This is a genomic window from Nocardioides rotundus, from assembly GCF_019931675.1.
GTDB lineage: Bacteria > Actinomycetota > Actinomycetes > Propionibacteriales > Nocardioidaceae > Nocardioides > Nocardioides rotundus.
Map to the genome: position 1 here is coordinate 1,459,946 of NZ_CP082922.1, position 21,508 is coordinate 1,481,453.

Sequence of the window (21,508 nt, forward strand, 5' to 3'; positions counted from 1 at the left end):
GTGCCTAGGCGTCGGTACGACGAGCCTGTGCCACGCGATCATCGGTACGTCGGCCGCCCGCACCGAACGCGACCCGGGCCCGCGCGCCCTCGGGAGTGTTCAACAGCTCCAGCCCCGCGCCCAGCAGGTCGGCTTGGAGCGCGGCGATGGTCAGGCCGAGCCCGGACCCGCCGGTGCGCCCGAAGGTCTGGAAGCGCTGCGGCCCCTCGGCCAGCAGCGCCTCGGGGAAGCCGGGGCCGTGGTCGGAGACCGTGACCGAGGCGCCGTCGACCACGACGTCGATCGGGGGAGCGCCGTGCCGGGCGGCGTTGGCGACCAGGTTGACGACGAGCTGTCGGAGCAGGACCGGGTCGCTGATGAGGGTCGTGTCCCCGGCAACGTCCAGTCGCCCCTCGCCAGGGCCGAGCACCTCGTCCAGCACGGACCGGGTGAGCTCGGCCAGGTCGGTCGGCGTGCCCGCCACGCGCGCCGCGTCGGCACGTGAGCGCGCGAGCGTCAGCAGGCTCTCCACCAGCTCGCGCAGCCGCTGCGTCTGCCGCTGCACCATCGGTCCGACCTCGGGGTCGTCGATCATCGACGCCGCGGTGACCAGCGTGGTGAGGGGGGTGCGCAGCTCGTGGGCGACATCCGCGGTGAAGGCGCGCTCGCCCTCCAGGGAGCGCTGCAAACCGTCCCGGAGCTCGTTGACCCGGCGCACCAGGACCGCCACCTCGTCGGCGGCGTCCTCCTCGACCGGGAGCGCCCGCTCGGGCTCGGCCCTCAGGGCGCCGGCAGCGCGGCGGAGAGGGCCGGTCACGGAGCCGGCGAGCATCCAGCCGACCGCGCAGCTGATCAGGATCGCCACGGCGGCCGCGAGGCCGAACGTACGCCGCAGGGTCGCGGCCTGCTCCTCCAGCGGTCGCGCGGAGAGGCGGACCGAGATGGTGTCCCGGTCGCTTTCGGCCAGGCGGGAGGCCCACATCGCCTGGCCGTCGAAGTAGGTGTAGACGCCGTCCCCCCGGTCGCGCAGCCCGGCGGGCAGATCGGCGCGTCCGGTGTAGCTATCGGGCATCGCCACCCCGCTGAGGTCCGCTGCGGCCAACGCCACGTCCAGCCGGACCAGCGACTCCTGGCGCAGCTGCTCCCGGGCGGCCGTCATCGAGCCGGTGCCGGCGAGCGCCGCGACCAGCGCCACCATCACCAGCACGCAGATGGCGACCACGGCGACGACCTGGAGGCGGATCGACCGCGGCCCGAACCGAGCCCCGCTCACGGCGCGTCCAGCCGGTAGCCGAAGCCGCGCACGGTCTGGATCGCGTCGGTCCGCAGCTTGGCGCGCAGCCGCTGGATGTTGGTGTCGACGACCCGCTCCTCGGCCCACTCCTCGTCGCCCCACACGCGTCGGAGGGCCTGGGCACGCGAGAGCACGATGCCGGCGTTGTCCAACAGCGCCTCCAGCAGCCGGAACTCGGTGGAGGTGAGGCTGATCGCCTCCTCGCCCCGGGTCACCCGGCGCGCGGCGCGGTCGACCACGATCCCGTCGAACCTCTCCACGTCGTCGGTGGGGTCGGTCCCGCCCCGGCGCCGGGCGACCGCTCGCATGCGGGCGAGCAGCACGGTGGCGTCGTACGGCTTGGTCACGTAGTCGTCCGCGCCCGCGTCCAGCCCGTGCACCACGTCGGAGGGCAGGTCCCGCGCGGTCAGCAGGATCACCGGCAGGTCGCCGCTCTCCTTGATCCGGCGGGTGAGGGTGATCCCGTCCAGGTCGGGCATCGCGATGTCCACGATGGCGATGTCCGGCGGATCGGTCAGCACCTGCTCGAGTCCGGCTCGCCCCCCGTCGGCGAGCCGGACGTCGTACCCGTGCCTGCGCAGCAGCATCCCGGTGCTCTCGCGGATGTCGGCGTCGTCCTCGACGATGAGCACGCGAAGGCCGGCGGGGGGCGGTGGTGGCACGGGTGTCCTCTCGGGCGGTGGGTCAGGGCTGGGCGAGAACCGGCAGCTCGAAGACCTCGCGGCCGTCGATCGCGCTCGGCGGCGCCTGGTCGGGGTAGGTCAGCACGATCCGGCGGTAGGCCGCCGCGCTGCCCTCCGGGTCCAGCCGGTCGGCGGTGATCTCGACGGGGTACGACGCGTCGCGGCCGCGGGCGCAGTCCGGCTCGCAGGTGTTGGCCACGAAGGTCCCGGTGCCCGTCGCCTTCGCGCCGCCCCACCGGTTCCACGAGACGTTGGTGAGCTGGGCGTTGGCGTCCGCGCACGTGAGGACGTACTGCGTCGGGCGGGTCTCGGGGGCGCCCACGCAGTCGAGCAGGTAGGCGCTGCCCCCGTCGATCGCCTGGGTGAGCGAGGTCCGCTGCGGAGCCTCGTCGGCGTAGCTGGCCGTGGTGAGCTGCCAGACGCCGGCCGCGGCGACCAGGGTGGCGGCGAGGCCGCTGACGGCGATGGCGAGCGGGGCACCGCGACGCGGTGCGGGCTTCTGCGTGGTCATGTCGGGATCCTTTCGGGTTCATCATCCATGGTCGGCGCCACGGTGGCGCGACGTCCTCGGACGCTAGGAGCCGGTGACCGCAACGGGACCACAGGAGCGTGTCGATCGTGCGTCAGTCCGCCTGCGCCGGTTGTCACCGAACTGACACACGGGTGCCACGGGATCGCCGTACGTGCGCGCCAGAGTCATCCCATCGACGCTTCGAGGGGAGGAAACGTGAACGCTCATCGACAGGGCACCGCCCGTCTGCTGGTGGTCGTGCTGGCGATCGCGCTCGGCGCGGCGCTGACCACGGTGGCCGCGCCGGCGCAGGCCCGGGGCAAGGTGGCGTACCTGACCCTCGACGACGGGCCGAGCCGGCACACCCCGGCGGTCCTGAAGGTCTTGCGGAAGCAGGGGGCGACGGCGACGTTCTTCCAGCTCGGCTCGGAGCGGAGGAGGTATCCGCGCGCCGCGGCGGCGATCCGGCGGCAGGGGAGCAACATCGGCAACCACACCTACGGTCACCGCAAGCTGACCTCGCTCAGGTCGGCGGCCGTCCGTCGCGAGGTTCGCGGGGGTCCGCCCAGCCGGTGCGTGCGTCCGCCGTACGGCGCCACGAACGCCCGGGTTCGGACCGTGATCGCCTCGATGGGCAAGCGATCGGTGCTGTGGAGTGCTGACTCGCGCGACTGGACCCGACCGGGTGTCGACGCCATCGTGCGCAACTCGCTCAAGGGCCTGCACAACGGATCGATCATTCTCATGCACGACGGCGGGGGAGACCGGTCGCAGACGGTCCGCGCCCTCCCGAAGCTGATCACGGCGCTGAAGAAGCGCGGGTATGCCGTGTGGGCGCTGCCCTATTGCTGAGGCGGCGCACCGCCCACAGTCTGCGGGGCGGCCTGGTTCCACGGGGGTGGCCGGGTCGCCCCGCTATCGGCGGTCGAGCCCCGATCGCCGGTCGAGCCCCGATCGCTGGTCGAGCTCGTCGAGCCCCGATCGCCGGTCGCGCCCCCTCGGTGGTCGAGCTCGTCGAGACCACCCCGTCCGCGGCGGCGTCGTCCCCGCACTGGCAGAACCTCCCGCGCGGCCTCGGCGTGAGCGTCGACCGGGGGCGTTGGGGGAGGTTGTGCCAGTTCGGCTACGACGCGCCCTCTGCTGACGCCCGTGCGACGCACCGTGCTGGCGGGGCAAGAGGAAACCAGGCTCCCTCGATAGAGGAACCGGGGTCTGACCTGCGGAAACGTGGTGGGCGATACTGGGTTTGAACCGGTGACCTCTTCCGTGTCAATCAGGCCGACGCGCCGCCGGAAGAGCGCGCTGAGCGGCGGATCGAGCACCGGCGTCCACCCTTGTGCACCGGCTTCCGCATGGATAAGCCGACTCGTCGATCCCGTCGCGACCTGGCCAGGTGTCGGGCGAGGACGGCGCGCCAGCGCCGCCCGCATCCCGGCGCAGCGCCGGCGGAGCCGGCGCTTTAGCGGAGAGACGAAAGTCCTCACCAAGTCGCGTTGGCCACGGCGGGTCCGCGGATCTATCGGAGGGTCATTCGTCGGCGAACCAGTCCGGCTGCGCCTCGCGGTCGAACGCGCGTGCAGGACAAGCTGGATCCCTGCACGCGATGTCGGGATCGTCGTCGGGCGACCCGGCTGCCTGGTGCTCAAACTCGTAGTGGAAGCAGCTCCAGTGCATTCGCTCGAAGGTCTCGAAGTTCTCCGCCTCGCGGACGACCGGCCTGCTGCAGCGTCGGCACGTAGCTGCCTCAGACATCGCTGGCCAGCTCCGCTGCCGCTCGGCCCAACTCGGACGCCATGTCCCCGTCCAGACGGCGTGCAGTGATTCCCCGCGCGAGAGCCTCGACCACCTCGTCATGGAAAGGGAGGAAGTAGTGGTTGAGGCGGTCCCAAGTCGCGTCCGAGTGATACTCGTGCACCGAGTTGATTCGCCGGTGCTCAGCGAGCCATGGGGACGCGTGGACGACGTGAGCCTCATAGAACTTCATGCCGCCGGCCCAGAGGGGATGACCATGGAGGACTTCGTCGTTCGGATGGCCCATTCGTACCGAGGCGCAGCCCTCGAAACGGATCTCCATGACGTACTCGCCTTCGCCGCTCGCCAAGCTCTCGTAGCAGAGTACGATCGTGCGCTGTGTGCCCGCGAGCAACTGAGGCATCGGGGCGCCGCCGTCCCACTTGATACCCAGATCCAGCACTTCAAGCTTGGGCTTGGTCTTCACGTCATCAGCGTCCCATGATCCTCATCCGCCCGGCTTGAACGAATCCCCGCTCTATGCGCCTAACAGCGGTCGCGATGTGCGGACGCCCTCGAGTGAAGGCTCCACCGTGTCGGGGCGCGCCGTTATCGTGGCTGCATGCGCGGCGCTGGTGACCAGCTGAGCGTCGGAGAGCGCATCGCCTTCTACCGACGCCGCCGCGGCCTGACCCGAGGCACCCTCGCCGCTTTGCTGGGGCGCTCCGAGGACTGGCTGAGCAAGATCGAGCGCGGCGAGCGCCAGCTGCAGAAGATCGAGCTCGCGGTCGAGATGGCGCGCCACCTTCGCGTGACGTCGAGCGCGGCCTGGCCTTCTGCACGAACAACGGAACGGCCCTCGACTCAGCGAACGTGTGCCGATCGTTCCGCGCGCTCTGCAAGGAGGCCGGCCTGGACTCCCGCGAATGGACGCCGCGCGAGATGCGTCACTCCTTCGTCTCCCTGATGAGCGAGGCCGGCGTCCCGCTCGAGGCCATCGCGCGTCTGGTCGGCCACAGCAGCACGGAGGTGACGGAGCTGGTCTACCGGAAGCAGCTTCGGCCCGTGCTGACCGAGGGCACCGCAGTCATGGAGACGCTGTTCGAACTGCCAGCGGCCGACCAGAAGCGGTCGTCGGATGACAGTTAAACCGACTCCGGCATGACGAAGCCCCTCGAGCCAAGTGGCTGAGGGGCTTCATTGTGCCTCTGACCTGCGGAAACAGTGTGGTGGGCGATACTGGGTTTGAAAGAGAATCTAGGCCCCTGGCGTTCGTGCAGGTCAGGATCGTAAAACGGCATCTGACCTGCGGTTTCGGTTCTGGAACGGACCGGAACCGGGGTACACTGGGTGTCGTCAGCGTTTGGCATGAGTTTGGCACGGAAGGCGACCAGTGGCGAGACCGAAGAAGGCGGGCTGCCCGATCTGCAAGGGCCGCAAGCAGGCGCACGCTGAGGGCATCCGTCACCTGCCGTCGAAGAAGTTCCAGGCCCGCCTGCTGACGCCGGACGGCAAGCAGACCTCGAAGTCGTTCCAGACCGAGACCGATGCGAAGGCGTGGCTTGGCGCTCAGCGATCGGAGATCAGCAAGGGCACGTGGTCGCCGAAGAAGGCCAAGACGGTCCTCTCGTTCAGCGACTACGCCGAGCGGTGGCTCAAGAACCGCAAGGTGAGGGGCAAGCCGCTGGCCGACCGGACCCGCGCCGGATACCGCGACCTGCTCGACCGCTTCATCCTCCCCGAGTTCGGGCCGAGGCCGGTGCACACGATCGACCGCGACGACGTGGAGCGGTGGTACGACCGCACGGCCTCCGACCGCCCGACGTACCGGGCGAAGGCGTACAGCCTGCTGCGGACGATCCTCGTGTCGGCGATCGACGACGGTCATCACCCCGGTCCGAACCCGGCCCGCATCCGAGGGGCCGGACAGGCAGACCGCCGCCACACCGTGCGCCCCGCGACGCTGGACGAGTTGAAGGCGCTCACCGAGGCGATGCCCGAGCGGTACCGGCTGATGGTGCAGTTGGCGACGTGGACGGCGCTGCGGTTCGGGGAGTTGACCGAGTTGCGTCGGGCGGACGTGGACACCCGCGAGGGCGTGCTGCGGGTGCGCCGTGCGGTGGTCCTCGTGGATGGGAAGTTCATCGTCAAGACGCCGAAGTCACAGGCCGGCGTCCGTGACGTGGCGATCCCTGCGGCGCTGCTGCCCTTGGTGCGCGAGCACCTGTTGAAGCACACCGCGCCAGGGCCGGACGGGCTGCTGTTCCCCGCCCGCAAGGACGCGACGGCCCACCTGCGGCAGACCTCGCTCTACCGCGTGTTCGACCCGGCCCGGAAGAAGGCCGGTCGTCCGGACCTGCGGTGGCACGACCTGCGGCACACGGGCGCGGTGCTGGCGGCTCAGTCCGGGGCCACGCTGCCGGAGTTGATGAACCGGCTCGGTCACTCGACCTCGCAGGCGGCGCTGCGCTACCAGCACGTCGCGCAGGGGCGGGACCAGTTGATCGCGTCGCGGCTCAGCGAGTTGATCGAGGCCGGGGAGTGACCCCGCAGGAGGCAGCCGCCGCGCTGCCGCCGCTGACCGATGAGCAGTGCGAGCGGGTGGCCGCGCTGCTGCTCATGTCGCTGAACCGGCCAACGCCGGAGAGCACCGAGTGACCGGGCGCGAGGACCTCCGATGGTGGTGGGACCTCGCGCCGACACTCACATGGCGGTTCGCCAAGTCGATGCCGGACGTGCCGCACTGGTACGTCCGAGGCGGCACGACGCCGGGCTTCTCTCGCGAGGACTCGGCTCGCGTCGCGCGGCTGGTCCGCACGTACGGCGAGCCGGGGAAGTTCTACCGGGCGACGAACCTCTACCTGTTTACGCCCGATCGAGTGCGGAAGGTGTGGTGCATGTTCGGTGACCCGGTGCGCGAGGAGCGGGTGAGGATCGTGAACCTGGCGTTCGCGGATCGCACCTACGGCCCGCAGAGCAACTTCGACCAGGCGCGGCTCGCCGCCCTCGCGCTGCCACCGGGACGGCTGCGGATGGGCGACTGGCTCGCGCGTGACCTGTTCGACCAAGTGCCCGAGGACGTGCCAGACCTCGACCCCGAGGACGACGACTAGAGACCTGGAACCGCCCGGCATCTCGGGTAGACTGGCACCAGCAACAACCGCACGACGATGCAGGGACTCGATAGTCCCGAACTCAGGCGTCAGGCGAGACCTCGACCGTAAACGCACCGGGATGATGCCCGGTCGGTCGAGATGGATCACGCAAACCGACCTGGGGGCGAACGCTTCCAGGTCGTGCGGCTCACCGAAAGGGGAGCCGCATCATGCGTCTCATCACTCAGCAGGCTGCTGCCGACATGCTCGGGATCACCGACCGCTCGGTTCGCAACATGATCGCGCGCGGCGTGATCTCGGGCTACAAGGTCCCCGGCGTCCGCGCCGTGCGCGTGGACCGCGACGAGATCATGGGCAAGTTGAAGGCGATCCCGACCGCCGTCGCTCGCCAGGAGTTCGTCTACGGAGCGCCGAAGTTCAACGGCAACGTCAAGGCCGCGCCGGTCGGTGCGTCCGTGGTGGCCGAGGTCGTGGAGGAGGACCAGTGAGCGAGGACCGGGCCATGCACGACCCGGCCCCCCGCGACTTCAACCGCACTCCCATCGTGCCACGCATCTGCGCTCGCGTGGGCTGCGAGAACACCGTGAAGCCGCGTCGCAAGTTCTGCTCGTCGGCGTGCTTCGGGATCAGTCGGCGCAAGCCGTTCGGCCCGATCTCGGACGAGCAGCGCGAGGAGATGCAGGCCGCGCTGGACGAGGCGCGGACCTCGGTCGGGGAGGTGACCTCGTGAGCAACGTGATCGCGTTGCCGGGCTGGGACTACGACGTGCCAGTGCGCGACGTGCCGAAGGTGATCCTCGCTGGCCTGAGGGCGGCGGGCGTCAAGGCCGAGCAGGGGAAGGCGTGGCGTGGGAAGTACCCGACCACCCTCGACCTCGTGATCGACATCGACTGTCCGTGGGCGCACAAGTCCCGTGACGGGATGACGTTCGCCTCGGTGCGGCTGTTGGTGGACCCGTTCTCGGGGTCGCTGACGGTCCAGCGTGACGAGGACCGGGGCGATGGATGCCCGACCTGCCGTCAGCCCTCGATCGACCGCTGGCTGGTGACGTGCCGGGGCCACGAGGAGAACGGCCACCCCGACCACGAGCCGGGATGGATCAGCGTCGAGGACTTCCCCAAGGACACACCGGCTGAGGTCATCGCGCGGATCATCCCCGGCGGCGCGGAGAGCAGAGGCGACGACAGCCCGATGGGTCACGTGTTCGAGGCGATGATGAGGGCCGAGCGTGAGAACAAGGCTCGCTGGCGTTTGGCTCACCTCGACCAGATCGCCGAGCAGTTCCGGGAGACGGGCTACTCCGAGGAGCAGGTGCGGGACAAGGTGATCGGCGTCCGCGAGATGGCGCAGGTCGTGCTGCTCACCGGCCCCAAGCAGGTCGGGTCGTCGGAGGTGGTGGTCGAGACCGTCGAGAGCGTCATGGAGTGGCTGGCCGCGAACAACGTCCCGGCGTCGCTCGGGGTGAACGCCACATGGGACCGGGTGAAGAACCTGCCGGGCTGCCCGACGCAGGCCCTCGTGCGCAAGGCCCAGGCCGAGCGCAAGACCTGACCGTGTGGCCGTGTGGCAGGGCGTGTCACACGGTCCACACGGCCCGCCGGAACGTGTGGTGTGTGGCGTGTGGCGCGTCTACCCCGAAGGGGTAGCGCCACACACCACACGCCACACGGAACCGGGAGCCCGTGTCAGTGCGACACGGAGGCCGCGGCCTTGAACTTCCCGTACTGGTCGAACATGCGGACGGGGCTGCCGGAGGCGAGCAGCGCCTCGACCTTCTCGGCGTAGGTCGCGGTGCGCGGCTTCTCGATCGTGGCGGTGGTCATGCGGTGTCCCTTCTCGGGGTGGGTCTGTCACTCGCGGTCCAGTGAACCAGAACGTCAAGCAGGGTTGAGGAATCGCGATCTGACGGGCTCGGGATCGTCCGGGGCACCGGAGGCCCGCCCGGACCTGCGCGGCGCGTGACACCCCGTGTGCGGCCCGGCACACGGCCTTGCCAGGGCAGGCCGACCAGGACGGAACCGGGAGGCATCACCGGCCAGTAGTACGGTCCCGCCCTGCATGTGAATCGCGCGCACGTGCGGGGCTCGTCGCTCTCGACAGATCGGGCGAAGCGGGGGAGACTGGCCGGACTTCAACCGCTCGCTGGCGAATGGGCCGGGGCACTCCACTAGGAGGCCCTGTTGCCTGCACCCAACCGCCGCAATCGCGGCGCATCTCTGGCCGAGAAGATCGGCAACCACACCGCCGCCAAGGGCGTCGCCCACGACGGTGACCGGATGGTCGCCGCCCGCACACGCCAGGACAAGCGGTGGGAGGAAGCGGTCGCCCGGCTGAGCCCGGCTGCTCGGGCTGCTGCTGGTGGCTCCGACCTCGAACGGCGCGCGGCTCAGGTTCGCGTGGACGCCGAGCGCGCCCGCAACCTGGGCTTGTTCGCCGAGGCCGTCAGCGAGGGCCGGGCGAAGCCGCCGATCGTGGTCCTGACCCCGCACGTCGCGCCGCGCTACTTCCTCGCCTGCATCGACTGCGACCGGGACATGCAGCCGTCGCGGCCCGAGCCGCGCGTCCCGCTGTGCCGGACCTGCCGGACGAAGCGGGAGGCCCGCCGTGTCGCGTGAGCCGTCCAGCCCGATGCACCGGGGATGGGGAGCGTTCGAGCAGCCACCGCCCGCCGAGCCCGCGACGCCGGTCAAGAGACAGACCCCGCGCGTGCGCGTGGAGGGCGCGGGCCGGGACAAGGCGATGCAGAAGTTGATGACGACGACCGAGAAGTTGACCCGCGAGGAGCGCCGCATCCTGCGCGGCTACCGGCTGTCGGTCGGTGGCGACACGAGCCGCTTGGAGCGGATGCGCGTCGAACTCGACATCGCGATGGGACGTGACCAGTGAGCAAGCCGAAGGTCCCCACGCTGCCGGTGAAGTCGCCCGGCAAGCGAACCTCCACCCGACCCGTGAAGCCCGCGCCGGTCGCCCCGGTGCGCCGCCCTCGAAAGGCCCAGCGATGACCCAGACCGCCACCGAGAAGCGCAACAACCAGAGCCGCTACATCCCGCCCGAGCAGACCGAGGCCCTGCGCCGCACCGTGCCGGACGACCCGGTGAAGTTGCCGCCCGGCTCGTTGGCCTGCGAGGGCTGCGGCGTCGCGGTGCCGACCGCCCGGCCCACGACCTCGGTCACGCCCTCGACCGTCACGAGCCTGCCCGCGAAGCCGGTGCAGTTCGCGCGGTGCGACTCGTGCAAGGCCGTGCAGCAGCAGGCCGAGGACTACGTGACCGCGCACCCGGCGCTCGCGGCGCGCATCGGCACAATCGCCGTCGAGCGCGTGGAGTCGGTGCTGTTCGGGCTGGCGATCATCGGGCAGGAGGCGACCGGCGACCTCGGATTCCTCCTGCCTCGGCTGCACCCCGCCGCACACGGCGTCCGGTTCGCCAACCCGCTGAGCCTGACCCGGGACCTCTGCTCGCCGTACGCCTGGTCGCACGTCACGTTGAGCCAGCGGGCCGAACTCAAGAAGGCGTACGCCGCCGCGCTGCGTGACCGGCTGTCGCTGTCCGCGCCACCCGTCGCGCTGCGCTGCCCCTCGGGCGGATGCCTGTTCTGCGGGGTCGCATCGGTCCCTCGTGCGGCGATCCAGGTCGCTCGCGGCGGGGGAGCGCAGGCGGCTACGGCCTCGGTCTGGCGTCCGGTCCTGGTGTCGCCGAACGGCCTCGGGGCGAAAGGGCCGAGCAACATCGCGGGTCACGTCTGCCCGGACTGCAACGCCGCGATCGAGGACGCCGGGGCGGTCGGCTGGCCCGCTCGCGCGCAGGCCGTCGTGACCTACGTCGGGCGCGAGAACCGGGCGAAGGCCGAGCGCCTGCGGGCGATGCTGGCCGACGACTTTCCGCCCCAGTTGCCCGCGTGGGGAGCGTTCAACCTCCGCCCCAACGCCCGGCCCTGGGACCACCTGCGGCGAGTGATCGACCGCATCTGAGACGCCGCTCGGGGTCGGACGACGATGTGCTGACACCCCGGCCCCGAGCGGTCACCATGCCTGCGGGAACGGCTCACCGTTTGGCACGTGTTTGGCATGAGAAACGGCCAGGTCCGAGGAAAGTGCCTCTGACCTGGCCGTTTGGAAGTGGGCGATACTGGGTTTGAACCAGTGACCTCTTCCGTGTCAAGGAAGCGCGCTACCGCTGCGCCAATCGCCCTTGTTGAGTTGGGACTCGGTGGGGTGAGCCTGAGGTGGGTACGGGATTCGAACCCGTGTACACGGATTTGCAGTCCGTTGCCTCGCCTCTCGGCCAACCCACCTTGGATGGGTCTGCCGAGACCCGCTCCGAGCGGACGACGAGGCTCGAACTCGCGACCTCAACCTTGGCAAGGTTGCGCTCTACCAACTGAGCTACGTCCGCTTGCGCTTCCGGCCGTGGCCGGACGTGCGTGAGAACAGTATCCGATGCCCACAGCGAGTCAAAATCCACCCCGCGGGTGTCGCCGTACCGATGTCGAATCGCCCCGCGGGGCGGGATGCGAGGCCGTCGGGCTTCTACAGTTGCGGCATGCGCGCGTGGGTGAACGGCCGGCTCCTGGAGGCGGCGGACGAGCCCGCCCTGACCATCTCCGACCACGGCTTCACCGTGGGCGACGGGGTGTTCGAGGCGATCAAGGTCGTCGACGGCGAGCCGTTCGCCCTGACCCGGCACCTGGCGCGCTTGCAGCGCTCGGCCGCGGGGCTCGGGCTGCCGGAGCCGGACCTGGACGTCGTACGACGCGGGGTCGCGGCGGTCCTGGACGATCAGGACCTGCCCCTGGGGCGCATCCGGATCACCTTCACCGGAGGGCCCGCCCCGCTCGGCTCCGGGCGCGGCGACGCCGACCCCACGCTGGTGGTGGCCGCCGACCCGATCGACCCGGCGCCGGAGACCACCGCGGTCGCCACGGTGCCCTGGCCGCGCAACGAGCGCGGTGCCCTGGCGGGGCTGAAGACCACGTCGTACGCCGAGAACGTCATCGCCCTGGCTCACGCCCAGCGGGCCGGCGCCACCGAGGCGGTCTTCGCCAACCTGCAGGGCAACCTCTGCGAGGGCACCGGATCGAACGTCTTCTACGTCGTGGACGGTGAGCTGCGCACGCCCACGCTGGCCAGCGGCTGCCTGGCCGGCGTGACCCGCGCGCTCATCCTCGACTGGTACGGCGGCCGCGAGGTCGACGAGCCGATCGAGGTGCTGCAGGAGGCCACCGAGGTGTTCCTCGCGTCCACGACCCGCGACGTGCAGGGCGTGCACCGCTGGGATGACCGCGACCTCGCGGCTCCGGGGCCGGTGACCCGCGAGGCGATGGCGGTCTGGCGCGAGCGGGAGGCCGAGAACCTGGATCCCTGAGGTCAGCCCAGCAGGGCGACGAGCTCCCGGTCGAGATCGAGGTGGTGGTGCTCGCGGCCGGCGGGGACCACGGCGTACGCCAGGTCCAGGAACGCCTCCAGGTCGCGCGTGCGCACCATCGCCACGAACGAGCCTCAGGGCCTCGTAGGACAAGCACGGTGACGGCGTTGCCGTCCTCGTCCAGCCCGGGGCAGACGGCGACGTCGCCCTCGCCGGTGGGGGTCGAGCGGCCAACCTCCAGCAGGTCGCGCGCGAACGTCCACGGCACCTGCTCGTCGCCGCTGGAGAACAGCACGGTGACGCTGAAGGGCTCGTCCGGGTCGTAGTTGAACGAGGCCTCGACCAGGCCGCGGTGACCGTCGGGGTCGACGCACTCGATCGTCACGTCGTGGGTGACGGTCGTGGTGTTCTTGTGCATCGGCGGGCCCCTCAGAATCTCGTTGGTGTTTCAAGCATGACGGATCGAGGGCCCCCGTGTGATGCGAACGCGGGAAGAAGTCTGTGGCGAGGTGAGTCACCGTGGGTGCATGGGCTAGAGTCTCCGACGCACCCGCTGGGTGCCGCGGGCGATTGGCGCAGTGGTAGCGCGCTTCGTTCACACCGAAGAGGTCACTGGTTCGAACCCAGTATCGCCCACCCCGCGTTCTTGCAGGTCGGAGGCGGTCCGGCAGTCAGCCGGACCGCCTCTCTCCTTTGGTCACGATGCCTTCTCCGGGCTGTCGGCGAGCTTGAGCCAGACGACGCCGGCGATGATCACGGCCAGCCAGAACGCCTTGGCGCCGGTCAGGGTCTCGTCGAAGAAGAGCGGGCCGAGGAGCGCCGCGCCGACGGCACCGACGCCGGCCCATACGGCGTAGCCGAGGCCGACGTCGATGGTGCGTAGAGAGACGCTGAGGGCGAAGAGGGTGAGCAAGAAGAAGACCACCGCTACCAGCGACCAGGTCGTTCGGGTGAAGCCCTCGCTGCCGCCCACGCTCAGCGCATAGCCGACCTCGAAGCAGCCAGCGAGGAGGAGCACGAGCCAGGCGCGTGCCCTGCCGTTGGCGGCGTTGGTGTCGGGAGTTGCAGAAGCGGTCTCGTTGGCCATGGTCGGGTTTCCTTTCAGAGTCGGGAGTCAAGGGGTCTTGCTGCGGGAGATTCGTGTCCGGACCGTTCATGCGGAGCCGCTGAGCTGGAGGCCGATGACGCCGATGATCACGGTGGCGATGCCCAGCAGCTTTCGCCGGTCCAGGCGCTGCCCGAACAAGACAGCGCCGAGCAGGACGATCCCCACACCAGAGACAGAGGTCCAGATCGCATATCCGACCCCGACGTCGAAGGTGAGCAGGGCCAGACTGAGGAAGTAGGTGGCGATGCCGCCGCTGATCAGCGTTGCGGCGGTCCACCGCACGTTGGTGAAGCCGTCCGCCTTCCCTGCGGCGATGGCCACGGTGGTCTCGAAGACGACGGCGACGGCGAGGTAGAGCCAGTGCATGGACGGGTTCCTTTCGAAGCGGAGGCGAACTGTCAGCAGTGAGGCAGGTCGATCGGAGGCCTGCGGGCGGCCCCGGTGGCGCGTAACTGCTGGTAGGTGGTGAAGGGCTCCAGGGCCCGGTCGACGGGAAGGGCGTGCATCAGGTCGCTTCGTTGGCGGTCGGTGATGCCGAAGGCCGCGTAGCTGCTCCGGTAGTCGAATCCGAGGTCGGAGACCGCGTCACGATCGACGGCGACGTAGATCGACTCGACCCGGTGGTCGATGGCGAAGCGGTAGCAGCGTCCGCACGGCTCCCCGGTGGCCAGCACGGCTGCGCCGGCCAGGTCGACATCACCTTGCGTGGCCATCGCGTCCTTCATCGCCACGATCTCGGCGTGGGCCCACGGGTCCCCAGTCTCCAGGACCCGGTTGACGCCGTACTCGGAGATCACGCGACCTTCCCTGAGGACGACGCCGACGAACGGCAGGCCACCGGACTCGACATGCCGGATGCTGGCCTCCACTGCCTGCGCCATGACCTGAGTGACGGTGCTCGGATCGCTGCTCATGCAGCCGCCTCGTCCAGTGCTCGGCGGATGGCGCCTTCGGCGGCAACGCCCTCGAACCGCCGAGATCCGATGAGGATGGTGGGTACGACGGTGATGTCCGCCTCGGCGGCCTCGGCCAGCGCTCGACGATGCCGCTCGGCGTACCCCTCATCGCTCAACGCCTGGTCGTACGCGACCGGGTCGAGGCCGACTTCCTCCGCCAGGCGGGACAAGACCGCGCGGTCTCCGATATCGAGGTCCTCGCGGAAGAACGCCCTCAGCATCCGACGGTGGTAGGCGGCCGCCCGGTCCTGTTCTGCGGCGTATTGGGCGCCGCGGAACGCCAGCTCGGTGTAGGGCTGACGCGAGACGGTAGGCAGCTGCATCGACACACCGAAGCGCTCGGCCATCGGGTAGACCGCCCGCTGCCAGATCTCCGGTAGGTAGGCGTCCTCGGGCCGCAGCGTGGGGGCAGGATATGGCCGGAGCTCGTGCGGATGGTGGACCACCTCGACATCACCACGGTCGCCGATCGCCCGGTCGATCAACTCCTCGGCGATCAAACAGAACGGGCATACGTAGTCCGACCACACATGGATCTGCGTGTTCATCCCAGTCCTCCTGTTTCAAAGGCGCTCCTGGTGGGCGCGACGCCTCGATCGTGGAACTTCACACCGGTGTCAAGTGCAAGACTGGAGGCGCGACGACACCACGAGTGGGAGGTTTCGAATGCGTATCGGCGAGCTGGCAGACGCCAGTGGCGTCAGCGCCCGGTCGCTGCGCTACTACGAGGAGATCGGGCTGATTCGCTCTGAGCGCACCCCCGGCGGGTGGCGTGATTTCGACGAAGCCACGGTCGAGCGCGTCGTCATGATCCAGCATCTGTTCGCTGCCGGCCTCTGCAGTGCCACCATCGACGAGCTCCTCCCTTGTCTGGAGGCACCACCCGAGGAGCGCACCGACGTCATGGAGCAACTGCTCGCCCAAGAGGTCGAACGTCTCGAGGGCAAGCGACGCGACATCGACCGCGAGCTCGACACCCTGCAGGCACTGCGCGCAGACGTGTCTTCGTCCTCTCCCTCACGCAAGTAGTCGGGTCCAGCTGCGTGCTCGCCAGCGGTGGTGCATGGTCCACGCCCACTCGACTCGACGCTTTCGGTACGCCGCGATCCGCTCGCCGACTCACGAGATCTCGGGCATGATGATCGGGTGGGCACGGGTCCAGTGGCACGGCTGCTGCTGGTGGCTGCTCTCCTGACGGGTGGCTGCAGTGCGGAGCCGGAGACCGACAAGCCTGAGCAGGCCAGCACGCCCGAGGTCTCCGCACAGGACGACGCGGGCGCTTCCGCCAAATGTGTGGCTCCGCGGCAGAGCGAGACGGGCATGCCCGAGCTGCGGGGTGTGGGTGCTGACGGGGGTGAACTCTGGGCGCTCATCTTCGGCGACTACCCCGCCCGCCAAGACCGTCAGATCAAGATCGTCTGGAAGATGGCCGGGAGCGGCCCCTTGACCCTGTACGCGACCCGTCCCGGCGGAAGCAGAGTCGATCCGCTGTGGGGACCCGAGGAACATCCGGAGAGCAACTGGGATCGGCCTGGAGATGAATGGGGTTCTGGCTGGCGATTTCCGCGGTCGGGATGCTGGACCGTTCATCTGGTCCGTGGCTCCGTCCACGGAACCGCAGGCATCCGGGTCACCAGTTGACCGTCAGCCGAGCCCCCCGGGAGCAGAATGCAGGTTTCCAGTGCTGAGAACCTGCATTTCGCTCCCCGGGCGCGCGAGCGGGTGACGCGGCGGCCGCTCACCGCTCCAGCGGGAGCTCCCACGTGGTCGACTCGGTGACCGCACCGGCGTCCAGGACGGCACCGCCGTCGGTGGCGCGCCAGCCGTCGGGGAGGTCGCCGGAGGCGCCGTACCCCTCGGGGAAGGTGACCCGCACCCGCACCCGCTGCGGCGTGACCATGCCCTGCGGGTCGTAGCTGAGCCGGTAGGTCAGCCGGTCGCCGTCGACGACCGAGGCGCGCGGCACCGAGTAGGACAGCTCCTGGACCACGGGCTCGTTGGGTGGCAGGTCGAAGATCCTGCGCACCCACGGGCGGCCGTCCAGCGTGGGATGTCCGGGCCGCAGCTCCGCCCCGTCGGGGTCGGAGAGCTCGGCGCCCTGCGGGAGCACCTGCAGCAGCCACAGGTTGGTCCAGCGGGTCAGGTATCCCTGCTGCGGGTCCTCGCCCGGGCCGCGGTAGGGCGGGGCGTCGTTGAGCAGGCGGAGGCTGGTCCGCACCTGCGCGCTCCCGTCGGCGGCCAGGCGTACGTCGGAGGTCAGGGTCCGCTGCTCCCAGTAGCCCGCCTTGGACCCGCCGATGCTCATCGAGAACGCCGAGAGGTAGTCGTTCGGCGTACGGGTCAGCTGCCCGCCCATGTCGGCGGCGGCGAACGCGCGGTCCAGCTCGGGGTCCGTCGACACGATCGCCAGGTGCCGGTCGAGCGCGGCGCGGTACATCGCCCGCACGACACCGGCGCTGTTCCGCCCGCTCATCAGCCGCTCGGTGACCGCCTCCACCAGCAGCTTGTTGAGGTCCTTGCGCGCGGCGACGTCCTGCACCCGGTCATAGCTGCGCGCCTGGATCTCCACCAGGTTGTCCGCGGTCACCTTGCCGTAGACGGGCACCGTCACCGGGCCGGTGGCGCGCAGCAGCTCCGCGATGGCCGGGACGTCCATGGCCACCAGGGTCTGCTGCTCCTCGCCGGTCGCCGCGCCCCACGCGTTGAGCAGCTCGCGTCCCGACACCGCCCAGTCCGGGTGGTAGGTCGACCGGGGCAGACGGTTCTTGTGGAAGGGGTTGCCTCGCACCGGCGGAGTCGGCCGGACCGCCCACGGCTCCGACACGTCGGTCATGTCGCGGGTCTCGCCGAACTCCGCGCGCCCGTCGGTGACGGTCGCGGTGCTGAAGGCCAGCGGCAGCCCGCCGGACCAGCGCAGCTCGCCCGGGTTGAGCAGCGCGATCAGGTACGACGCCTCCCCGTCGGCTCCGAGCATCCGGGGGAGCGCCGCCAGCACGGGGCGTGCCCGGCGCAGCCCCTCGGCCATCGGCACGATCTCCGCGGCCGCGGCGTCGCGGGCCTGGCTGATCCGATCGCCCACCAGGGGAGCGGTGCCCTCGACCGCCTCCAGCTCGCGTTGGGCGGCGCGGGCCTGGTTCCCCGCGCGACCGGCGGCCGCCACCAGGCGGGTCACCCGCGGCAGGTCGAAGCGGCCGTCGCGGAACACCCGCTGATCGCCCTCCTCGCTCAGCGGCGCATACAGCTCGATGCCCGTCTCCGCGACCGAGGTCGCGTGGTCCATGGCGTTGACCAGGTGCCGCGCGTCGCTGACCGCGCTCCCGAAGATGGGTACGGCGGCCAGCACGGACCGCCCGGTCCCGCTCGTGCGCTCCCGCGCATCGCGGACCTCCGCACGCGCCTGCGCGATCTGCTCGCGGGCCCGCGGGACGTCGCCGTCCTCCGCCGCGGCCTGCGCCCGCGCCAGCGACGACCGGGCCGCCGCCGCGTCACCGGGGAGCCTGACGAGTGGGGCAGCGGCGAGGACCAGGAGGAACCCCCCGACCACGACGACCAAGAGCGCCAGGGCCACCCATAGGCCGCGCCGGCGACGTACCCCCTCGCGCCTGCCCATGCGGCGAAGAGTAGCGGGGATAACCGGCGCGACCGAGGACCCGGCCGATGGATACGATCGCCGGGTCGCCGTACCGCTGAAGAGAGGAGCCCTGGTGAAGGCCTGGGAGAAGTTCGCCGACCAGCCCGAGATCGTCGCTGCGCGGGTGGACGGTGAGCTGTGGGACCTCGCCCGCGAGCTCCCCGAGGGGGCCGAGGTCGAGGGGGTCGCCATCGACAGCCCCGACGGGCTGGACATCCTGCGGCACTCGACCGCGCACGTGCTCGCCCAGGCGGTCCAGCAGACCTTCCCCGACGCCAAGCTCGGCATCGGCCCGCCGGTGACCGACGGCTTCTACTACGACTTCGACGTCGACACCCCGTTCGTCCCCGAGGACCTCGAGCGCCTCGAGACCGCGATGCGCAAGATCATCAAGGCCAACCAGCGCTTCGAGCGCCGGGTCACCACCGACGCCGAGGCCCTCGACGAGCTGCAGGACGAGCCCTACAAGGTCGAGCTGATCGGCCTCAAGGGCGGGGTCTCGACGGGCTCGACCAGCGAGGGTGTCTCGACCACCGAGGACCTGGCCGAGGGCGCGTCGGTCGAGGTCGGAGGCGGCGAGCTGACCATCTACGACAACGTCGACCGCAACGGCGAGACCGCCTGGTCCGACCTGTGCCGCGGCCCCCACCTGCCCACCACCAAGCGGATCCCGGCCTTCAAGCTGACCCGCACCGCGGCGGCGTACTGGCGCGGCGATGAGAAGAACAAGCAGCTGCAGCGCATCTACGGCACCGCCTGGCCGACCAAGGAGGCGCTGGCCGACTACCTGCACCGCCTGGAGGAGGCCGAGAAGCGCGACCACCGCAAGCTCGGCCGCGAGCTCGACCTCTACTCCTTCCCCGACGAGATCGGCTCCGGGCTGCCCGTCTTCCACCCCAAGGGCGGCGTGATCAAGCGGGAGATGGAGGACTACGTCCGCCGGCGGCACATCGAGGAGGGCTTCGAGTACGTCGGCACCCCGCACATCGCCAAGGAGGGGCTCTTCTACACCTCCGGCCACCTGCCCTACTACGGCGAGGGCATGTTCCCCCCGCTGGACGTCGACGGCATGGACTACCGCCTCAAGGCGATGAACTGCCCCATGCACAACCTCATCTACCGCTCCCGGCAGCGCTCCTACCGCGAGCTGCCGCTGCGGCTCTTCGAGTTCGGCTCGGTCTACCGCCACGAGAAGTCCGGCGTCGTGCACGGCCTGACCCGGGTGCGCGGGTTCGCCCAGGACGACTCGCACTCCTACGTCACCCCCGAGCAGGCGCCCGAGGAGATCAAGCACCTGCTCGACTTCTGCCTGGGGCTCTTCCGCGACTTCGGGCTCGACGACTTCTATCTTGAGCTCTCCACCCGCGACGACGCCAAGCCGGACAAGTTCATCGGCTCCGACGAGGACTGGGCGAAGGCCACCGCGGTCTTGGAGAAGGTCGCCACCGACTCCGGGCTCGAGCTCGTGCCCGACCCCGGGGGAGCGGCCTACTACGGCCCGAAGATCTCGGTGCAGGCGCGCGACGCGATCGGTCGCACCTGGCAGATGTCGACCATCCAGTACGACTTCAACCAGCCCTCGGCCGACCGCTTCGACCTGGAGTACGTCGACGCCGACGGCTCCCGGCAGCAGCCCGTGATGATCCACTCGGCGAAGTTCGGCTCCATCGAACGCTTCATCGGCGTGCTCGTCGAGCACTACGCCGGCGCCTTCCCTCCCTGGCTCGCGCCCGTGCAGGTGCAGGGCATCCCGGTCGCCGAGCGACACCTGGACCACCTGCACGACATGGCGAAGCAGATGCGGGCGGCCGGGCTGCGGGTGGAGATCGACGACTCCGACGACCGGATGCAGAAGAAGATCCGCAACGCGCAACTGCAGAAGGTGCCGTTCATGATGATCGCCGGCGACCAGGACGTGGAGTCCGGCGCGGTCTCCTTCCGCTACCGCGACGGCCGCCAGGACAACGGCGTACCCGTCGAGGAGGCGATCCGGGGCGTGGCCGACGCGGTCGCGAGCAAGGAGCAGGTCTGAGGGGCTGAGCCCGTCGTCTGCGACACACTGTCACAGAAACCCTTGACAGTGTGACGTGGTGTCGCACTAATCTTGTCGATATCTCCCTGACCCGTCGACGAGAGGCACGTGCGATGACGCAGACACAGCCCCACCCCGACACCGAGACCCGCGCCTACGAGGACCGCCTCCGGACCCTGTCCGAGGCGTCGGTCCACCAGCACTTCGACGCCTTCACCGACATCGCCTGGGACGACCCGGACTACGCGGTCGACCCCCAGGACCCGCGGTGGAAGCTGCCCTCCCACGACGCGCTGGGCGGCTCGGAGTGGTACCGGTCGCTCCCCGAGGCCGAGCAGATCCGGGTCGGCCTCTACCGCCAGGCCAACATCACCAAGGTCGGGCTGCAGTTCGAGCAGATCCTGATCAGCGGCCTGATGAACTTCGCGTTCTCCCTGCCCAACGGCTCCCCGGAGTTCCGCTACTCCACCCACGAGGCGACCGAGGAGTGCCACCACACCCAGATGTTCCAGGAGTTCGTGAACCGCTCCGGGCAGAAGGTGAAGGGCGGCTCGCTGTTCTTCCGGCTCGCCTCGCCGATCCTGCCGATGTTCGCGCGCTGGGTGCCCTTCGGCTTCTTCGTCGGCGTGCTCGCCGGCGAGGAGCCGATCGACCACATGCAGAAGTCCGTGCTCCGGGCCGGCGAGCTGACCCACCCGCTGCTGCGGCGGATCATGCAGATCCACATCGCCGAGGAGGCGCGGCACATCGGCTTCGCCCACCAGTACCTCGAGCACAACGCGCCCCGTCTCGGCCGGATCGAGCGGTTCATCCTCTCCCTGCTGACGCCGGTCATCATGCGCTGGCTGTGCGACGAGATCATGAAGCCCTCGGCCCGCGCGCAGCGCGACATGGGCATCCCGGACGACGTCTTCAAGGAGATCTTCTGGGAGTCCCCGCACTCGCGGAAGGTGCTGCGCGACCTGTTCGCCGACGTGCGGATGCTCTGCCAGAACACCGGGCTGATGAACTTCTTCTCCCGCCGGGTGTGGAAGGCGATGAAGATCGACGGCCGCCCCTCCCGCTTCCGCAGCGAGGTCGCGTCGGCCGCCGCCTGAGCCGCCG

At 70.1% G+C, this 21,508-nt stretch carries 27 protein-coding genes, 4 tRNA genes and 2 pseudogenes; 17 read left to right on the forward strand and 16 right to left on the reverse strand.

Features of this window, described 5'->3' with window-relative positions; all coding sequences use genetic code 11:
• Positions 1–4: 4 nt before the first annotated feature.
• Genes K8W59_RS07210 through K8W59_RS07220 form a run of 3 tightly spaced genes read right to left on the reverse strand, consistent with a single transcriptional unit; the run spans position 5 to position 2,467 of the window.
• Positions 5–1,252 carry a sensor histidine kinase gene (locus tag K8W59_RS07210; protein WP_223398938.1) on the reverse strand — a complete coding sequence of 416 codons (1,248 nt, stop codon included), beginning with the start codon at positions 1,250–1,252 and terminating at the stop codon, positions 5–7.
• Positions 1,249–1,935, reverse strand: coding sequence for a response regulator transcription factor (locus K8W59_RS07215; protein WP_223398942.1), 687 nt, complete (start codon positions 1,933–1,935; stop codon positions 1,249–1,251). Before K8W59_RS07215 ends, K8W59_RS07210 begins: the two co-directional genes overlap by 4 nt.
• A gap of 22 nt (positions 1,936–1,957) precedes the next feature.
• Entirely contained in the window at positions 1,958–2,467 is a 510-nt protein-coding gene (locus tag K8W59_RS07220; RefSeq protein WP_223398946.1) for a hypothetical protein, read from the reverse strand.
• Between the two features lie 216 nt (positions 2,468–2,683).
• Here K8W59_RS07220 and K8W59_RS07225 point away from each other — a divergent pair, with 216 nt between their 5' ends.
• Complete coding sequence (locus K8W59_RS07225) at positions 2,684–3,319, forward strand: polysaccharide deacetylase family protein (RefSeq protein ID WP_223398949.1); 636 nt, start codon at positions 2,684–2,686, stop codon at positions 3,317–3,319.
• A gap of 675 nt (positions 3,320–3,994) precedes the next feature.
• Here the strand turns inward: K8W59_RS07225 and K8W59_RS07230 are convergent.
• Positions 3,995–4,219 (reverse strand): hypothetical protein, encoded by a 225-nt coding sequence (locus K8W59_RS07230; protein ID WP_223398952.1) that lies wholly within the window; start codon positions 4,217–4,219, stop codon positions 3,995–3,997.
• On the reverse strand, positions 4,212–4,685 hold the full coding sequence (locus K8W59_RS07235; protein WP_223398956.1) for a hypothetical protein: 474 nt from the start codon (positions 4,683–4,685) through the stop codon (positions 4,212–4,214). Before K8W59_RS07235 ends, K8W59_RS07230 begins: the two co-directional genes overlap by 8 nt.
• Positions 4,686–4,820: 135 nt before the next feature.
• On the opposite strand from K8W59_RS07235, the pseudogene K8W59_RS20355 reads away from it, so the two are divergent.
• From K8W59_RS20355 to K8W59_RS07270, 7 genes and pseudogenes are all read left to right on the forward strand, one after another.
• Positions 4,821–5,003 (forward strand): annotated as a pseudogene (locus K8W59_RS20355) (helix-turn-helix domain-containing protein); the annotation flags it as partial.
• A gap of 23 nt (positions 5,004–5,026) precedes the next feature.
• Positions 5,027–5,347: a tyrosine-type recombinase/integrase gene (locus K8W59_RS07245; protein ID WP_397195978.1), complete on the forward strand. Its 321-nt coding sequence runs from the start codon at positions 5,027–5,029 to the stop codon at positions 5,345–5,347.
• Positions 5,348–5,591: 244 nt separating this feature from the next.
• Entirely contained in the window at positions 5,592–6,743 is a 1,152-nt protein-coding gene (locus tag K8W59_RS07250) for a tyrosine-type recombinase/integrase (RefSeq protein ID WP_223398974.1), read from the forward strand.
• 109 nt (positions 6,744–6,852) lie between these two features.
• Complete coding sequence (locus K8W59_RS07255) at positions 6,853–7,311, forward strand: hypothetical protein (protein ID WP_223398976.1); 459 nt, start codon at positions 6,853–6,855, stop codon at positions 7,309–7,311.
• Positions 7,312–7,523: 212 nt separating this feature from the next.
• On the forward strand, positions 7,524–7,802 hold the full coding sequence (locus K8W59_RS07260; RefSeq protein WP_223398978.1) for a helix-turn-helix domain-containing protein: 279 nt from the start codon (positions 7,524–7,526) through the stop codon (positions 7,800–7,802).
• The gene (locus K8W59_RS07265; RefSeq protein WP_223398980.1) at positions 7,799–8,044 is read left to right on the forward strand and encodes a hypothetical protein; all 246 of its coding nucleotides are present in this window, start codon (positions 7,799–7,801) and stop codon (positions 8,042–8,044) included. Before K8W59_RS07260 ends, K8W59_RS07265 begins: the two co-directional genes overlap by 4 nt.
• A complete protein-coding gene (locus K8W59_RS07270) occupies positions 8,041–8,865 on the forward strand; it encodes a hypothetical protein (RefSeq protein WP_223398982.1) in 825 nt (274 codons plus the stop codon). The genes K8W59_RS07265 and K8W59_RS07270 overlap by 4 nt, the downstream gene beginning before the upstream one ends.
• Before the next feature lie 134 nt (positions 8,866–8,999).
• Here K8W59_RS07270 and K8W59_RS07275 read toward each other — a convergent pair whose 3' ends face one another.
• Complete coding sequence (locus K8W59_RS07275; protein ID WP_223398984.1) at positions 9,000–9,137, reverse strand: hypothetical protein; 138 nt, start codon at positions 9,135–9,137, stop codon at positions 9,000–9,002.
• A 357-nt stretch (positions 9,138–9,494) separates the two neighbouring features.
• On the opposite strand from K8W59_RS07275, the gene K8W59_RS07280 reads away from it, so the two are divergent.
• The 3 genes from K8W59_RS07280 (at position 9,495) to K8W59_RS07290 (ending at position 11,284) form a co-directional block, all read left to right on the forward strand.
• Positions 9,495–9,929 (forward strand): hypothetical protein, encoded by a 435-nt coding sequence (locus K8W59_RS07280; RefSeq protein ID WP_223398986.1) that lies wholly within the window; start codon positions 9,495–9,497, stop codon positions 9,927–9,929.
• Positions 9,930–10,020: 91 nt separating this feature from the next.
• Positions 10,021–10,200 carry a hypothetical protein gene (locus K8W59_RS07285; protein ID WP_223398988.1) on the forward strand — a complete coding sequence of 60 codons (180 nt, stop codon included), beginning with the start codon at positions 10,021–10,023 and terminating at the stop codon, positions 10,198–10,200.
• A gap of 112 nt (positions 10,201–10,312) precedes the next feature.
• Positions 10,313–11,284: a hypothetical protein gene (locus K8W59_RS07290; RefSeq protein WP_223398990.1), complete on the forward strand. Its 972-nt coding sequence runs from the start codon at positions 10,313–10,315 to the stop codon at positions 11,282–11,284.
• Between the two features lie 148 nt (positions 11,285–11,432).
• Here the strand turns inward: K8W59_RS07290 and K8W59_RS07295 are convergent.
• The 3 genes from K8W59_RS07295 to K8W59_RS07305 form a co-directional block, all read right to left on the reverse strand.
• Positions 11,433–11,504, reverse strand: a tRNA-Val gene (locus K8W59_RS07295).
• A 32-nt stretch (positions 11,505–11,536) separates the two neighbouring features.
• A tRNA-Cys gene (locus K8W59_RS07300) sits at positions 11,537–11,607 on the reverse strand.
• Between the two features lie 28 nt (positions 11,608–11,635).
• Positions 11,636–11,708: transfer RNA gene (locus tag K8W59_RS07305), tRNA-Gly, on the reverse strand.
• 147 nt (positions 11,709–11,855) lie between these two features.
• Here K8W59_RS07305 and K8W59_RS07310 point away from each other — a divergent pair.
• The gene (locus K8W59_RS07310; protein ID WP_223398992.1) at positions 11,856–12,677 is read left to right on the forward strand and encodes an aminotransferase class IV; all 822 of its coding nucleotides are present in this window, start codon (positions 11,856–11,858) and stop codon (positions 12,675–12,677) included.
• A 2-nt stretch (positions 12,678–12,679) separates the two neighbouring features.
• Here K8W59_RS07310 and K8W59_RS07315 read toward each other — a convergent pair whose 3' ends face one another.
• Positions 12,680–12,802 carry an SsgA family sporulation/cell division regulator gene (locus tag K8W59_RS07315; protein ID WP_223400081.1) on the reverse strand — a complete coding sequence of 41 codons (123 nt, stop codon included), beginning with the start codon at positions 12,800–12,802 and terminating at the stop codon, positions 12,680–12,682.
• Between the two features lie 14 nt (positions 12,803–12,816).
• Positions 12,817–13,095 (reverse strand): annotated as a pseudogene (locus K8W59_RS20360) (SsgA family sporulation/cell division regulator); the annotation flags it as partial.
• Positions 13,096–13,241: 146 nt separating this feature from the next.
• On the opposite strand from K8W59_RS20360, the gene K8W59_RS07325 reads away from it, so the two are divergent.
• Positions 13,242–13,313: transfer RNA gene (locus K8W59_RS07325), tRNA-Val, on the forward strand.
• Between the two features lie 61 nt (positions 13,314–13,374).
• Here the strand turns inward: K8W59_RS07325 and K8W59_RS07330 are convergent.
• The 4 genes from K8W59_RS07330 to K8W59_RS07345 form a co-directional block, all read right to left on the reverse strand.
• Complete coding sequence (locus K8W59_RS07330) at positions 13,375–13,764, reverse strand: DMT family transporter (RefSeq protein ID WP_223398994.1); 390 nt, start codon at positions 13,762–13,764, stop codon at positions 13,375–13,377.
• A gap of 66 nt (positions 13,765–13,830) precedes the next feature.
• On the reverse strand, positions 13,831–14,151 hold the full coding sequence (locus K8W59_RS07335; RefSeq protein ID WP_223398997.1) for a DMT family transporter: 321 nt from the start codon (positions 14,149–14,151) through the stop codon (positions 13,831–13,833).
• Positions 14,152–14,183: 32 nt separating this feature from the next.
• A complete protein-coding gene (locus K8W59_RS07340; RefSeq protein WP_223398999.1) occupies positions 14,184–14,699 on the reverse strand; it encodes a deaminase in 516 nt (171 codons plus the stop codon).
• Complete coding sequence (locus K8W59_RS07345; RefSeq protein WP_223399009.1) at positions 14,696–15,289, reverse strand: DsbA family oxidoreductase; 594 nt, start codon at positions 15,287–15,289, stop codon at positions 14,696–14,698. The genes K8W59_RS07340 and K8W59_RS07345 overlap by 4 nt, the downstream gene beginning before the upstream one ends.
• 118 nt (positions 15,290–15,407) lie before the next feature.
• Here K8W59_RS07345 and K8W59_RS07350 point away from each other — a divergent pair, with 118 nt between their 5' ends.
• Positions 15,408–15,770 (forward strand): MerR family transcriptional regulator, encoded by a 363-nt coding sequence (locus tag K8W59_RS07350; protein ID WP_223399011.1) that lies wholly within the window; start codon positions 15,408–15,410, stop codon positions 15,768–15,770.
• Between the two features lie 132 nt (positions 15,771–15,902).
• Positions 15,903–16,382 (forward strand): hypothetical protein, encoded by a 480-nt coding sequence (locus K8W59_RS07355; protein ID WP_223399013.1) that lies wholly within the window; start codon positions 15,903–15,905, stop codon positions 16,380–16,382.
• A 97-nt stretch (positions 16,383–16,479) separates the two neighbouring features.
• Here the strand turns inward: K8W59_RS07355 and K8W59_RS07360 are convergent, their stop codons facing one another.
• Positions 16,480–18,351 (reverse strand): DUF4012 domain-containing protein, encoded by a 1,872-nt coding sequence (locus K8W59_RS07360; RefSeq protein ID WP_223399015.1) that lies wholly within the window; start codon positions 18,349–18,351, stop codon positions 16,480–16,482.
• On the opposite strand from K8W59_RS07360, the gene thrS reads away from it, so the two are divergent.
• Together thrS and K8W59_RS07370 are read left to right on the forward strand one after the other, a co-directional pair.
• Entirely contained in the window at positions 18,350–20,404 is a 2,055-nt protein-coding gene (gene thrS, locus K8W59_RS07365) for a threonine--tRNA ligase (RefSeq protein ID WP_397195949.1), read from the forward strand. The genes K8W59_RS07360 and thrS overlap by 2 nt on opposite strands.
• A gap of 113 nt (positions 20,405–20,517) precedes the next feature.
• Positions 20,518–21,501, forward strand: a complete 984-nt coding sequence (locus K8W59_RS07370; protein ID WP_223399027.1) for an AurF N-oxygenase family protein — start codon at positions 20,518–20,520, stop codon at positions 21,499–21,501.
• Positions 21,502–21,508: the final 7 nt, after the last annotated feature.

Bases quoted from the DNA above. Each gene is read 5' to 3' on its own strand.
- K8W59_RS07220 (WP_223398946.1), bottom strand. From the start codon at position 2,467: ATGACCACGCAGAAGCCCGCACCGCGTCGCGGTGCCCCGCTCGCCATC.
- K8W59_RS07230 (WP_223398952.1), bottom strand. From the start codon at position 4,219: ATGTCTGAGGCAGCTACGTGCCGACGCTGCAGCAGGCCGGTCGTCCGC.
- K8W59_RS07260 (WP_223398978.1), top strand. From the start codon at position 7,524: ATGCGTCTCATCACTCAGCAGGCTGCTGCCGACATGCTCGGGATCACC.
- K8W59_RS07275 (WP_223398984.1), bottom strand. From the start codon at position 9,137: ATGACCACCGCCACGATCGAGAAGCCGCGCACCGCGACCTACGCCGAG.
- K8W59_RS07290 (WP_223398990.1), top strand. From the start codon at position 10,313: ATGACCCAGACCGCCACCGAGAAGCGCAACAACCAGAGCCGCTACATC.
- K8W59_RS07310 (WP_223398992.1), top strand. From the start codon at position 11,856: ATGCGCGCGTGGGTGAACGGCCGGCTCCTGGAGGCGGCGGACGAGCCC.
- K8W59_RS07330 (WP_223398994.1), bottom strand. From the start codon at position 13,764: ATGGCCAACGAGACCGCTTCTGCAACTCCCGACACCAACGCCGCCAAC.
- K8W59_RS07335 (WP_223398997.1), bottom strand. From the start codon at position 14,151: ATGCACTGGCTCTACCTCGCCGTCGCCGTCGTCTTCGAGACCACCGTG.
- K8W59_RS07340 (WP_223398999.1), bottom strand. From the start codon at position 14,699: ATGAGCAGCGATCCGAGCACCGTCACTCAGGTCATGGCGCAGGCAGTG.
- K8W59_RS07345 (WP_223399009.1), bottom strand. From the start codon at position 15,289: ATGAACACGCAGATCCATGTGTGGTCGGACTACGTATGCCCGTTCTGT.
- K8W59_RS07350 (WP_223399011.1), top strand. From the start codon at position 15,408: ATGCGTATCGGCGAGCTGGCAGACGCCAGTGGCGTCAGCGCCCGGTCG.
- thrS (WP_397195949.1), top strand. From the start codon at position 18,350: ATGCGGCGAAGAGTAGCGGGGATAACCGGCGCGACCGAGGACCCGGCC.
- K8W59_RS07360 (WP_223399015.1), bottom strand. From the start codon at position 18,351: ATGGGCAGGCGCGAGGGGGTACGTCGCCGGCGCGGCCTATGGGTGGCC.
- K8W59_RS07370 (WP_223399027.1), top strand. From the start codon at position 20,518: ATGACGCAGACACAGCCCCACCCCGACACCGAGACCCGCGCCTACGAG.